Origin of the sequence: Bradyrhizobium huanghuaihaiense (genome assembly GCF_007830635.1) — a bacterium.
Classification (GTDB): Bacteria; Pseudomonadota; Alphaproteobacteria; order Rhizobiales; family Xanthobacteraceae; genus Bradyrhizobium; species Bradyrhizobium huanghuaihaiense.
The window spans coordinates 379,532-392,767 of the sequence record NZ_VLLA01000005.1 but is presented as its reverse complement, the minus strand read 5'-3'; the positions used below and the strand labels follow the sequence as shown (position 1 = coordinate 392,767).

Below are 13,236 nucleotides of genomic sequence, written 5' to 3'. Positions count from 1 at the left end.
CGGCTTGGCGACGGCCCATGTCAACGACACCACCACCGATGCGACGGTCAACCTCTCCACATCGAACGTGACCGACCATGATCCAACCATCACGTTCACGGCGACGCTGTCGAACGCCTCCCATGGCGTCACCACGGTGCATACCGACCGGGGTGACGTCACGATCGCCGACGGCCAGACCACGGGCACACTGGTCGTCAGCACCCCCAACTCGTCGAGTTTGACCGCGACGATCGCGGGGACCGAAGGTGGAAACTTCGAGCATCTGGTGGTCGGCACCGGGTCGGCCACTGCGCAAGTCATCGATACGACCCCGCCGACCGTTGCGGTCGATATCGTCGCCACATCGCTGAGCGATGGCACGCCGAGCTCGAACGTGACCTTCACCTTCAGCGAGGCGCCGGGCGCCAGCTTCACGCCCGCCGACATCACGGCGACCAACGGCACGATCAGCGGCCTGACGCTGGACGACGCCACGCACTATCACGCCACCTTCACGGCAACGGACGGCGTTTCTGCGGCCGGATCGGTGTCGGTGACTGCGGGGAGCTATACCGATGCCGCCGGCAATCTCGGCAGCGCGGGGACGGATACGGTCACTATCGATCGGGTCAATCCGACCGTTGCGGTCGATATCGTGGCTACATCGCTGAGCGATGGCACGCCGAGCTCGAACGTGACCTTCACCTTCAGCGAGGCGCCGGGCGCCAGCTTCACGCCCGCCGACATCACGGCGACTAACGGCACGATCAGCGGCCTGACGCTGGACGACGCCACGCACTATCACGCCACCTTCACGGCAACGGACGGCGTTTCTGCGGCCGGATCGGTGTCGGTGACGGCGGGGAGCTACGCCGACCCCGCCGGCAATCTCGGCAGCGCCGGAACGGATACCGTTACCATCGACACCCAGAATCCGACTGCTACGGTTGACTTGACGGCGATTGCGACCGACAGCGGCACTTCGTCGACCGACTTCATCACCAATGACACCACCTTGACGGCGTCGGGCACCAACTCGGCCCTCGGTTCGGGCGAGAAGATCCAGATCAGCAGTAACGGCGGCGCGAACTGGGCGGATGTGACCCAGAACACCGGCACGACCTGGAGCTACGTCGATCCGACCACCCATAGCACCAGCTTCACTTACCAGGTGCGGGTGGTGGATACCGCCGGCAATGTCGGCAACACCGATACCCAGGCGGTGACGATCGATACAGCGGTCGGCCTTCCCGTTATCACCGGATTCACCACCGACACTGGAACGGTGGGAGACCACATCACCAGCGATACGTCGCTCACCATCAATGGCACGGCGGAAGCAAACAGCACCGTGACAGTGTTCCAGAACGGTGTGTCGATCGGCACGACGACAGCAGACGGTCTCGGAAACTGGAGCAAGGTCGACAGCAACGTGCTGGTGAACGGCACAACTTATCAGTTTACGGCGAGACAGACGGACGTGGCCGGAAACGTCAGCGGTCTGTCTGCCAGCTATGCCGCGACGATCGATACCACTGCGCCGTCGGTCAGTTCGATCGTGTTTCAGAATCCAAACCCCGATGCCAGCGGGTTTACCGATGTCGCGATCACATTCTCTGAAGCCGTAGGCAATTTTGACGCCAGTGATCTCCAGTGGCAAACCGGCGGTTCAGGTCCGCCTGTCACGTTGAGCGCAACCTCCACTCCAGTGAAGGTCATTTCTCTAACGACTTTGGACAACATTCATTGGGCCCTCCAGCTCGACTATTCAGGAAGCAGTCCGAGCGGCAAAGATAATGGAAGGCTGATTGTCACCGCCACCTATACCGACGTTTCCGGCAACATGGGCGCGCTTGGGCAGACTACTTCCACCAACGAGAAAGTGGCGCCAGCGGGAGTTGCTGGGCAGCCGATTAATCTTGGATTGCTTGATCCGGGCGGCATCCATGGGGACATCAGTGTCAGCATCGCAGGAGTTCCCTCCGGCTGGACCCTGAGCGAAGGTACCTCGAATGGTGACGGCACTTGGACCGTTGTGACGAATGACGTCGGTTCGCTCACCGTTACGATGCCGAGCGCCTACACGGGCGCGCTGGTGCTCAATGTCTCAGAAACCTGGACCAATGCCGACGGCAGCTTCGGAAATGCAGCCATCGTCGACAACGTCGAAGCCTACGCGCCGGGCAATCCGATCTTTGCCATCTCCGGCGATGATAATCTCACCGCCTCGAGCGGCAACGATCTGCTCGTGTTCTCGCAGCCGATCGGACACGATATCGTCTACAGTTTCGATCTGATGCACGACAAGATTGACCTGATCGGCTACGCCGGGTTCACGGCGTTCGCCGACATCCAGGCGCACGCGGCGAATGATGCGGCCGGAAATGCCGTGATTACCCTGGGCGACGGTCAAACGATCACATTGGACGGCATCGACGCCGGCTCGCTCTCGGCCGACGACTTCGTATTCGATCAGACACCTGTGGTCGACAACGCCGTCACGATGACCATCAGTGATGGCGCAATCCTGCCGTTGTCCGGCATCATCCATAATACAGGAACAATCTCGCTGAGTTCGACCGGCAATGAGACCGACCTGCGGCTCATCGAACACGGCATATCGCTTGAGGGCGGCGGTCAAGTGCTGTTGTCCGACAACATCGGAAATGTCATCAGCGGTGCGGTTTCCGACGTGACGCTGACCAACGTCGACAATACGATTTCCGGCGCCGGCCAGCTCGGCGCGGGCACCATGACGCTGGTCAACCAAAGCACCATCGTCGCGACCGGGACCAACTCGCTGGAGATCGATACCGGAGCGAACGCGGTCATCAATTCGGGTACCTTGGAGGCGACGGGCTCCGGCGGTTTGGTGATCGACAGCGCGGTCTCCAACTTCGGTCTGCTCTGGGCCAATGGCGGCAATATCATTGCCAACCACGATGTCAGCGGAGGCGCGGCGCAGATTAGTGGCACCGCAACACTCGAACTGGGCGGCATGGCATCAGCCGACGTAACGTTTGACTTTGATGCCATCGGAACCCTGAAGCTCGACCATTCCATCAATTTCACGGGGGCCATCGCCGGTCTGAACGCCGACGATCAACTCGACCTGGCCGATATTCTGTCAGGTGCGGCAACGACGGCCAGTTATGCAGCAAATGCGGCGGGCGACGGGGGAATGCTCAGCATAAGCGATGGTACGCACACAGCTCATATCGCGCTTCTGGGACAGTACTCAGCGGGCGCTTTCGAAGTTGGAGCGGATGGTGCCGGCGGAACTCTGATCAAGTATCTCGATCCACACGTGTCGTCGTAAAAACTGCCGGCGAGATGCCGTCATTTCTACGAATAGCGGCATAGATTTGCATCTCGTTTTCCCGGTTGCTGTTCCTCGTCCGGCGTCATCCCGCTCGAGGTTGCTCGTTGCGATAGAGTGCGAGCCTCCAGCGCTCGGTGGCTTTGCGTCCTTGCAAAGAAGGAGCAAGACCCGCGGCACGAATGGGCCTGTCGTTTGTTGGGTAGCGCCAAGCCAGCGATATGGGCTTCGATACGGTTGCGATCAAGAAACGTGGTGTGCGTGGCTGTCGAGCGGCTGGGATCCGAGCTTCGTTGAACGTTCAGTAAAGCCATTTGCTAAACATGCTTGGCGTTGGCCAGCTTCTGGCTCGCCGGTTATCCAGGCGGGCTGGATTGCTCGCGGCGGCAGATCGGCGATCGAATCTTCCGGAAAATTCGGCAATTTTGCTGCGCTGCGAACATCCCGCTTGCGCGCGCGAACGTCGCAAATCTTTTCGCTTAGCTAGCGACAAACCGGCTTGACGGCTTCCAAAATTTAGTAATACGTTTAGTGTTACAAAAAACTAAACATCACGCATCGAGCCGATGTGTGGGAGGAGCCCAAGCCCTTCCGGACCCGTTTCCGGAAATGGTCCGTCTCGTTCTCCACTCATCGCTCCTCAAACTCGGTTTCAGGATCTTGGCGTCGTTCCGGCAGGGAGCGCCGAGCGGGTTAGATGCTTCAACGAGAGAGGAAACAGATATGCGGACATTCAATTGGCTAAGGAGCTCGACGGCAACCATGGTCCTCGGGACGGCGCTGCTGGGGATATTTGGCGGAGGCGAAGCCGCAGCTCAGGGCAAGCAGCTTACGCTGTGCTGGGCGGCATGGGATCCGGCCAATGCGCTGGTCGAGCTCGGCAAGGACTTTACCAAGCAATCCGGCATTGAGATGAAATACGAGTTCGTCCCGTGGACGAGCTATGCCGATCGCTTCCTCAACGAGCTCAACTCCCACGGCAAGCTCTGCGACCTGATCATCGGCGATAGCCAGTGGATCGGCGGCGCCGCCGAGAACAAGTGGTACGTCAAGCTCAACGATTTCTTCGACAAGGAGAAGATATCGATGGACGACTTCGTCCCGGCGACGGTCGTCGGCTACTCGCAGTGGCCGAAGAACTCGCCGAACTATTGGGCGCTGCCGGCTATGGCCGATGCGGTAGGCTGGACCTACCGCAAGGATTGGTTCTCGCGGCCCGAGATTCAGTCCGCTTTCAAGGCAAAGTACGGCCGAGACCTGGCGCCGCCGAAAACCTATGACGAGCTGAAGCAGATCGCGGAGTTCTTCCAGGGCCGCGAGATCGACGGCAAGAAGGTCTATGGCGCCTACATCTTCACCGAGCGCGGCTCGGAGGGCATCACCATGGGCGTGACGAACGTGCTCTACAATTACGGCTTCGCTTACGACAATCCCAAGAAGCCGTACCAGATGCAGGGCGTCGTCAACTCACCCGAGGCGGCCAAGGGGCTCGAGTTCTATAAGGAACTCTACAAGTGCTGCACCGCGCCGGGCATGACCAACGCCTACATGCAGGAAGGACTTGATGCCTTCAAATCCGGCCAGGTGGCGATGCAGATGAACTGGTTCGCCTTCTTCCCCGGCCTCTACAAGGATCCGAATGTCGGCGGCGACAAGATCGGCTTCTTCGTCAATCCGGCCGGTCCGAACGGACACTTCACCCAGCTCGGCGGTCAGGGCATCTCGGTCGTCGCGACTTCCGACCGCAAGAACGATGCGCTCGCCTACATCAAGTGGTTCGCGCAGCCCGCCGTGCAGCAGAAGTGGTGGCAGCTCGGCGGCTATTCGGCGCTGAAGGCGGTCGTCGATGCGCCCGACTTCCCGAAGAGCGCGGCGTTCGCACCGCAATTCCTGGAGTCGATGGGTATCGTCAAGGACTTCTGGGCCGAGCCGTCCTACGCGCAACTGCTGCTCGACATGCAGAAGCGGGTGCATGACTACGTCGTTGCCGACAAGGGCACGGCGCAGCAGACGCTCGATCTCCTGGTCAAGGATTGGACCAAGGTCTTCAAGGAGCAGGGCAAGCAGGTCGCGTCGCAATAGAGCGTGATCCGGAAAAGTGTGCCGCGGTTTTCCGAAAAGATCATGCTCAAACAATAAAGCTAAAGCGCGTTCATAGCGCTTTGGACCCGGCGCTCGTGTCAACTGAACCGGTTTCCCCGGGGTGTATCCCGGGGAAGCCGAACCAGCCAGCCGATGGACCAGATGACGACGATCCTTCAACCTGATGATGCTACGATTGCAGGTATGAGCGAGCCCGCCAGATCTCGCGCCACGCGGCCCGTCCGCGGCCTTTCGGACCGGACCATCGCCTGGCTGTTCGTTGCGCCGACGATCGCGCTGTTGCTGGCAATCAACATCTTTCCGCTGGTGTGGATGATCCGGCTGTCCTTCACCAGCCTCAACCTCAGCATGTCCTATCTGCCGTTGCGGTTCGTCGGGCTCGATAATTTCCGCGACATCCTTACCGACGAGGACGTCTGGTTCCGGCTCCAGACCACGGCGCAATTCGTGATCTGGTCGGTGGCGCTACAGGTGGTCATCGGGTATGGCTTGGCGCTGTTGATCAACCGCCAGTTTCGCGGTCACAGTTTCTGGACCACGATCATCCTGATGCCGATGATGCTGTCGCCTGCGGTCGTCGGCAACTTCTGGACGCTGCTCCTGCAGCCGCAAATCGGGCCGTTCAACTACCTCATCAGTATGTTCACCGGTGTGCCGCCGAGCTCGTTCAGCATGACCGGCCAGGTCTCGCTCGCACCCTGGACCATCGTGCTCGTCGACACCTGGATGTGGGCGCCCTACGTCATGCTGATCTGCCTCGCCGGGCTCCGCTCCATTCCCGACTACATCTACGAGGCGGCCGAAGTCGATCGCGCCTCGGCCTGGCGGCAATTCTGGTCGATCACACTGCCGATGACCGTGCCGTTCCTGATGCTCGCGGTGCTGTTTCGTGCGATCGAGAACTTCAAGATGTTCGACATGGTCAACCTCCTGACGTCGGGAGGACCGGGCTCGACCACGGAGCTCGTGTCGATCACGCTGAAGCGTGCGGCGTTCGAGAAATGGCGCACCGGCTATTCCTCCGCGCTCGCCATCATCCTGTTCGTGACCGTGTTCGGTGCAGCCAACATCTATGTCAAAGCGCTCAACAAGGTGAAGCAACGATGACCGCTGCCGTCGCCAAATCTGTCCTGGCCAAGTCCACCGCTCACTCCATCGTCGAGGCTTCGCCGCGTTCAAAGGCGGTCGCCGGTGGTCTCGTTATCCTCTATGCCGTGATCACGATCCTGCCGCTGCTCTGGATCGTCGCCACGGCGTTCAAGTCGCAGAGCGATGCGATTGCCTATCCGCCCAAGGTGCTGTTCGAGCCGACCCTCGAAGGCTATGTGAACCTGTTCACGGTGCGCACGCGGCAGACGCCGGACTTCATCGCAAAACTGCCGCCGCCGGAGACCTGGTACGACAAGCTCGTGCGGCAGCGGGACATGGTGATCGCCGGCCCCTCCAAGGTCGTGCCGCGTTTCGTCAATTCGCTCATCATCGGTTTCGGCTCGACGTTCCTCGCCGTCTTCCTTGGCACGCTCGCGGCCTATGCGTTCTCGCGATTTCGCATCCCGCTTGCCGACGATCTCCTGTTCTTCATCCTGTCGACGCGGATGATGCCGCCGGTCGCGGTCGCGATCCCGATCTATCTGATGTACCGGCAGCTCAACTTGACCGACACCAGGCTTGGCATGATCCTACTCTATACGGCCGTGAACGTCTCGCTCGCCGTCTGGCTGCTCAAGGGGTTCATCGACGAGATCCCGCGCGAATACGAGGAGGCCGCGCTTGTCGACGGCTACACGCGGCTGCAGGCGTTGCGCAAGGTCGTGTTGCCGCAGGCCGTCACGGGAATCGCGGCAACCGCGATCTTCTGCCTGATCTTCTCCTGGAACGAGTATGCCTTTGCGGTTCTCCTTACCAGTGGTGAAGCCCAGACCATGCCGCCCTTCATCCCCTTCATCATCGGCGAAGGCGGACAGGACTGGCCGGCCGTCGCCGCTGCGACCACGCTGTTCGTCGTCCCGATCGTCCTGTTCACCGTGTTGTTGCGCAAGCACCTGCTGCGTGGCATCACCTTCGGAGCTGTGCGCAAATGAACGGATCTGCGGTTGGCAAAAGCGGAATGTCTCGCTGGTTCCTTCGTGGGCCTTGGGAGGTCGGCGCGATGACCCTGATCGGGGGCGGCATCGTCATGCTGGTGCAGCCCTGGTCGATCGACCTGTACAGCTATTCCTTCGTGACGATCCTTGCCGGCACGGTTGGCTATGTCATTGTCAGCCATTTTCCGGAATAGGGCGGCAGCCATGGCACAAATCCGCGTCGAAAACCTGCGCAAGTCGTTCGATCAGTTCACAGCCGTTGAAGGTTCGAACTTCACCATCGATGACGGTACCTTTTTCGCGATGCTCGGGCCCTCCGGCTGCGGCAAGACCACCACGCTGCGCATGATCGCGGGCCTCGAACTGCCGACCGAGGGCAAGATCCTGCTCGACGGCGAGGACGTGACCTTCCGCCGCGCCGCTGCCCGCGATATCGCCTTCGTGTTCCAGCTCTTTGCGCTCTATCCGCACATGAATGTCGCGGGCAATATCGGCTTTCCCCTGAAGTGCCAGGGCATGGGGCGGAGAGAGATTCGCGAGCGGGTGCAGGAAACCGCGCGGCTGCTGCGGATCGAGCATCTCCTGTCGAGCAAGACGTCGAAACTGTCGGGCGGCGACCGGCAGCGTGTCGCGCTTGGCCGCGCTATGGTGAGACGGCCGAAGGCCTTCCTGATGGATGAGCCGCTCGGGGCGCTTGATGCCGAATTTCGGCACCTGATGTGCGGCGAGCTTCGCGACCTGCACGACCGCATAGGTGCGACCACCGTCTATGTGACGCACGACCAGCTCGAGGCGATGTCGATGGCGGATCAGATCGCCGTCATGAATAAGGGACGCGTCGAGCAGATCGGCTCGCCGCAAGAGGTCTATGACCGGCCCGCCAGCATGTTCGTAGCCGATTTCATCGGCTCGCCACCGATGAATTTCCTGCGGTTTGAAAGCGGCCTGCGGTCGGGGGATCGGGCTGTCGCCTTCCATAGCGTCAGCGTCGAAGTGCCGGAGATCCGCGAGGATCGTGCGAGCGCACCGCTGGCGCTCGGGATACGTCCTGAGCACATTCGCTTTGCCGACGCGGCACCCGTCCGCGGCGAGGTGTTCGGCGCCGAATATCTCGGCACCACGCAGATCGTCACCGTCGACACGGCACATGGACGCGTCGCGGCGCGGCTGCCCTCCAGCGCGTCGGTGCGGATCGGCGAGACGGTGGGTCTTGAATTCCACTCCGAGAGGCTGGCGCTGTTCGATGTCGCCAGCGGCCTCGCTGTTCGAACCGCCAGTTTGGGGAGTGCGCGTCATGGCTGACATAGTTCTGCGCAACATCAGCAAGCGCTTCGAAGCGGTCGAGGCCGTGCGCGAACTCTCGCTGGCAGTGAATGATGGAGAATTCCTGGTCCTGCTCGGGCCGAGCGGAGCCGGCAAAACCACGACGTTGCGGCTGATCACCGGGCTCGAGGCCCCCGACGCCGGCTCGGTGATGATCGACGGCCGCGATGTGACGCACGATCCGCCGGGATCACGCGATATTGCCTTTGTCTTCCAGCAATATTCGCTGTATCCGCACCTCACGGTTTACGACAATCTGGCGTTTCCGTTGCGCTCCCCCGCGCGGCGCGTGCCGGAGCCAATTATCCGCAAGCGCGTCGAGCAGACGGCGGAGCTTTTGCATATCGCAAGCAAGCTGAACAACCGTGCAACCCGCCTGTCCGGCGGCGAAATGCAGCGGGTGGCCATCGGCCGCGCGCTGGTTCGCGATCCCTCGATCTACCTGATGGACGAGCCGCTGTCGTCGCTGGATGCGAAGCTCCGAGCGGAGCTTCGTCTTGAGCTCAAGCGGATCCAGCTCGAGCTTGGCGCGACTATTCTCTACGTGACCCACGATCAGGTCGAGGCCATGACAATGGCCTCCCGGATCGGCGTGATCAGGGACGGCCAGCTTCTTCAGTGCGGCACGCCGCGGGAGATCTACGAAAGCCCGTCGAGCAGCTATGTCGCCTCGCGCCTCGGCACGCCCCAGATCAACTTCCTTCCGGCCCATCTGTTGTCCGACGTGCCGGTGCCGCCGGGAACGGAGACGGTCGGCATCCGAACCGAGCATCTGCAAATCGCCGCGCGCAATGGCGGACGGATGGTCGGCCGGGTGCACCGCGTGGAGCACCTCGGTGAGCAGAATCACGTTCACCTGGATTATAAGGGCGAGATGCTGGTGACGCTTGCCGATCCGCGCCAGCCGCTTCAGTCCGGCCAGGAGGTCGAACTGCACCTGGTGCATCCACTCTGTTTCGATCGCGCGGGGCAGCGCGTCCCAGCGATAATTCACTAGAGGATTCGTTCGATGTCGCTGCAACCCGAAACGTTCAAGTCGTTGGTCAAGGTGGCCGCAGAGCAGGTCATCGCCAGCGCGCCGGAGCTTACAAGCCTGGATCAGGCGATTGGCGACGGCGATCACGGAATAAACATGAAGCGCGGGTTCGAAGCCGTGCTCGGCAAGCTCGACGCCATATCCACGCAACCGCTCGACGAGGCGCTGAAGACGATCGGCAAGACCCTGGTGATGACGGTCGGCGGCGCGTCGGGGCCGCTTTACGGCAGTTTCTTTCTCGCCGCCGGCGAAGCGCTCTCGCACGACAGGCACTTGCCGGACGATCTCGCTGACGTCTTCGGCAGCGGCGTGAACGCGGTGAGCGCACGGGGCCGCTCGCAGGCCGGCGAGAAGACGATGCTCGACGTTCTCGTTCCCGTCCTGGAGACGCTGAAGACGGCCGCCGGCCAACCTGACCTGATCGCGCGGGTCCGGACAACTGCAGCCGAAGCTGTCGAGCGGACTGCGCCGATGCAAGCCACCAAGGGGCGGGCGTCGTTCCTGGGACCGCGCAGCGTCGGGCATGTTGATCCCGGGGCACGTTCGAGTTGCGTTCTCGTGCAGGCGGTCTGCGCGAGCCTGGAGGGACAGCAATGACCGACACTGTGGGTATCGTGATCGTCTCGCATTCGAAGGACATCGCCAAGGGCACCGCCGACATGGTGAGGCAGATGGTCGGTAGCGAGGTCAAGGTGGCGTTCTGCGGCGGCAATCCCGATGGTGGATTGGGCACCAGCGTCTCCCTTATCATCGACGCCATCAATGATGCTTGGTCCGCCAAGGGTGTCGCGATCCTCGTCGACCTCGGCGGGGCCGAAACCAACAGCGAAATGGCGGTCGAGATGCTGGAGCCTGCGCGGCGCGATCTCGTTGTCGTATGCAACGCACCGATCGTCGAGGGGGCCGTGATGGCGGCGACCGAGGCGGCAGGCGGCAGCTCATTGGCCCAGGTGAAGGCCGTGGCCGAGGAACTCTCTGCCGACTGAGACGTCGGCGAAGCGAAGATGGAATATAGGTATGCTGGACAAAGCGGACGGACAGATTTTCACCGGCAATGTGCGGCTGGTGCACGCAGTGGGCATGCACGCGCGCCCGGCGGTCAAGCTGACTAAGCTCGCCAAGAAGTTCCAGGCGCAGATTTCCGTGCGGGTCGCAGGCGCGGCCGAGTGGATCAACGCCAAGAGCGTCGTCAAGATCATGGCGATGCGCGCGGCCCGCGGCAGCACGATCGAGATCAGGGCGTCAGGCAGTGACGCAGAGGTCGCCGTCGCCGCGCTGGTCGATCTGATTGCAAGCGATTTTCCGGACGGGACTTAGCAGCATGCAGGTTGGCGCGACAGGGTTGGCCTACCGCGGCAGGACCGCCTCGATCGGCTTTGCCCACGGTCCGTTCGTCCGGGTCGACGCCGATACCAACGGCGAGCGTGTCGCGGGTAACCTCGCTGAAGAAGCGCTTGCCCTTCGTGCTGCGATCGACACGGCAAGCGGGCAGATCGCGGATTTGGCCGGGATAGCCGGCGGCGAGGCGGCGCAAATTCTCGAATTCCAGGTCGCGCTCCTGGAGGACGAGGATTTCATCGAGGCCATTTTCGCGTCGATCGGCGAGGGGAATGCGGCTGACGTCGCATGGCGTTCGGCGCTCGACACGCAGATCGCGGATTACAATTCAGCGGCGGACGAGTATTTGAAGGCGCGCTCTTCGGACCTTGCGGACCTGCGCGACCGCGTGATCAACATCTTGCGGGGCGATGGGGGGCAGGCGCTGGAAATTCCGAGCGGTGCCGTCGTCTGCGCCGACGATCTGCCGCCCTCGCGATTCCTTGAGATCGACTGGTCCGGTGGCGGTGGTCTGGCGCTCTTGCGTGGCAGTCCCACGAGCCACGTCGCGATGCTGGCGCGCGCGCGGGGTATTCCCATGGTCGTGCAACTCGGCGCCATTCCAGACGTCGGAGCGACCGCGCTGCTCGATGGTGAAGGCGCGACGCTCGAACTCGATCCCAGCGCCGAGCAGGTCCGCCTGTTCGAAAAGCGGCACGAAAGCCATCGCAAGAGCAGGGCGTCTGCGCGCGCGATTCTGCGACGGCCGACGGCATCATGGCGCGGCGAGCGGATCAAGCTGCTCATCAATATCCAGCGCGTCGACGATCTCGAGCACGCCGACGCGCAATATGCCGATGGCATCGGCCTCATGCGCACCGAGTTTCTGCTGACGGAGCAGGGCGGCCTGCCCGACGAGGAAACGCAGTTGCGGGCCTACGATGCGGTGTTGCGTTGGGCCGACCGGCGCCCGGTCACTATTCGTACCTTTGACGCAGGCGGCGACAAGCCCATCGCCGGCTTCACGCGGGACGGCGAAGCCAATCCGTTCCTCGGGGTTCGCGGCTTGCGGCTTTGCCTGGCCCGCCCCGAGATATTTGCCGTCCAACTCCGCGCACTGGCGCGCGCCGCGGTGCATGGAAATCTCAAGGTCATGTTTCCGATGGTCACATCGGCGGACGAGCTCGAGGCCGGACGGAAGCTGTTTTCCGACGTCGTGCAGCGCTTGCGGGCGGAGGGCATTGCCGCGATGCTTCCCGAGCTGGGAATCATGGTCGAAGTCCCGGCGGCAGCCCTGGCGATCGCGAGCTTCAAGGCCGGCTTCTTCTCGATCGGCTCGAACGATCTCGCGCAATATGTCCTTGCCTGCGATCGTTCCAATGGAGAGCTCGCCCCCTTGATGGATCCGCTGCATCCGGCCGTGCTCGAACTGATCGCGCGGACCGCGGAGCATGGGCGGCGCGCCGGGATCAGCGTCAGCCTGTGTGGCGACATGGCTGGCGATCCGCGCTGTCTCCCCGCATTGCTGAACTGCGGCTTACGCGAGCTTTCGGTGAATGCGTCGGCGCTTGCGCAGATCAAGCAGACCATCGACCGGCTGAGCGGCGGAGGTGGCCTTGGCTGACACGGCGATCGATGAACCGGCGGAAGCCGGTGCTGTGGCGATTTACAAGCGCATCTTCAAGGAGGTGCTTGAGAGCCGGCCGTCCGGCATGCGGCTTCGTCTTGCGCATGCCATGGGCAAGAATCGCAGCTTCGTCAGCCAGATCAGCAATCCCGCTTATCCGGTGCCGATTCCTGTGCAGCATCTCAATACGATCTTCGATGTCTGCCACTTCCCTCCGCAGGCGAAGGCCGCTTTTCTTCGCGCTTATGCGCGCGCACATCCGCGCCGGGTCGGCCGGCTGACCGAAGGATCGCACGAGCGGACGTTGACTCTGCATTTGCCGGATCTCGGTAGCGCCAAGCGGAACGCCGAGCTCGATGCGCTGCTCCAGGAATTCGCGCGGCGCCTGATTGCTATCATGCGGGAAAAATAAGGCGCGAGGCCAAGGGAAGGAAAAAGGGCAGGA

12 protein-coding genes are annotated in these 13,236 nt (G+C 62.1%); all 12 read left to right on the top strand.

Annotated elements, in window-relative coordinates; translation table 11 throughout:
* Nucleotides 1-3,301, top strand: a 3,301-nt coding sequence (locus IQ16_RS45135) for a beta strand repeat-containing protein (protein WP_208751637.1), incomplete at its 5' end; no start/stop codon positions are given.
* A gap of 762 nt (nucleotides 3,302-4,063) precedes the next feature.
* Nucleotides 4,064-5,383: an ABC transporter substrate-binding protein gene (locus tag IQ16_RS14500; protein ID WP_051123036.1), complete on the top strand. Its 1,320-nt coding sequence runs from the start codon at nucleotides 4,064-4,066 to the stop codon at nucleotides 5,381-5,383.
* A gap of 204 nt (nucleotides 5,384-5,587) precedes the next feature.
* Nucleotides 5,588-6,511 (top strand): carbohydrate ABC transporter permease, encoded by a 924-nt coding sequence (locus IQ16_RS14495; protein ID WP_244635685.1) that lies wholly within the window; start codon nucleotides 5,588-5,590, stop codon nucleotides 6,509-6,511.
* Nucleotides 6,508-7,485: a carbohydrate ABC transporter permease gene (locus IQ16_RS14490; RefSeq protein WP_018645439.1), complete on the top strand. Its 978-nt coding sequence runs from the start codon at nucleotides 6,508-6,510 to the stop codon at nucleotides 7,483-7,485. Before IQ16_RS14495 ends, IQ16_RS14490 begins: the two co-directional genes overlap by 4 nt.
* Nucleotides 7,482-7,682, top strand: a complete 201-nt coding sequence (locus IQ16_RS14485; RefSeq protein ID WP_051123037.1) for a hypothetical protein — start codon at nucleotides 7,482-7,484, stop codon at nucleotides 7,680-7,682. Before IQ16_RS14490 ends, IQ16_RS14485 begins: the two co-directional genes overlap by 4 nt.
* Nucleotides 7,683-7,692: 10 nt before the next feature.
* Nucleotides 7,693-8,790 (top strand): ABC transporter ATP-binding protein, encoded by a 1,098-nt coding sequence (locus tag IQ16_RS14480; RefSeq protein WP_018645441.1) that lies wholly within the window; start codon nucleotides 7,693-7,695, stop codon nucleotides 8,788-8,790.
* Complete coding sequence (locus IQ16_RS14475; RefSeq protein WP_018645442.1) at nucleotides 8,783-9,808, top strand: ABC transporter ATP-binding protein; 1,026 nt, start codon at nucleotides 8,783-8,785, stop codon at nucleotides 9,806-9,808. The genes IQ16_RS14480 and IQ16_RS14475 overlap by 8 nt, the downstream gene beginning before the upstream one ends.
* Nucleotides 9,809-9,820: 12 nt before the next feature.
* Nucleotides 9,821-10,444 carry a dihydroxyacetone kinase subunit DhaL gene (dhaL, locus tag IQ16_RS14470; protein ID WP_018645443.1) on the top strand — a complete coding sequence of 208 codons (624 nt, stop codon included), beginning with the start codon at nucleotides 9,821-9,823 and terminating at the stop codon, nucleotides 10,442-10,444.
* The gene (dhaM, locus tag IQ16_RS14465; protein WP_011086355.1) at nucleotides 10,441-10,833 is read left to right on the top strand and encodes a dihydroxyacetone kinase phosphoryl donor subunit DhaM; all 393 of its coding nucleotides are present in this window, start codon (nucleotides 10,441-10,443) and stop codon (nucleotides 10,831-10,833) included. The genes dhaL and dhaM overlap by 4 nt, the downstream gene beginning before the upstream one ends.
* Nucleotides 10,834-10,864: 31 nt before the next feature.
* A complete protein-coding gene (locus tag IQ16_RS14460) occupies nucleotides 10,865-11,164 on the top strand; it encodes an HPr family phosphocarrier protein (RefSeq protein ID WP_018645444.1) in 300 nt (99 codons plus the stop codon).
* A gap of 4 nt (nucleotides 11,165-11,168) precedes the next feature.
* Complete coding sequence (ptsP, locus tag IQ16_RS14455) at nucleotides 11,169-12,788, top strand: phosphoenolpyruvate--protein phosphotransferase (protein ID WP_145831536.1); 1,620 nt, start codon at nucleotides 11,169-11,171, stop codon at nucleotides 12,786-12,788.
* The gene (locus IQ16_RS14450) at nucleotides 12,775-13,203 is read left to right on the top strand and encodes a hypothetical protein (protein WP_018645446.1); all 429 of its coding nucleotides are present in this window, start codon (nucleotides 12,775-12,777) and stop codon (nucleotides 13,201-13,203) included. Before ptsP ends, IQ16_RS14450 begins: the two co-directional genes overlap by 14 nt.
* Nucleotides 13,204-13,236 lie beyond the last annotated feature (33 nt).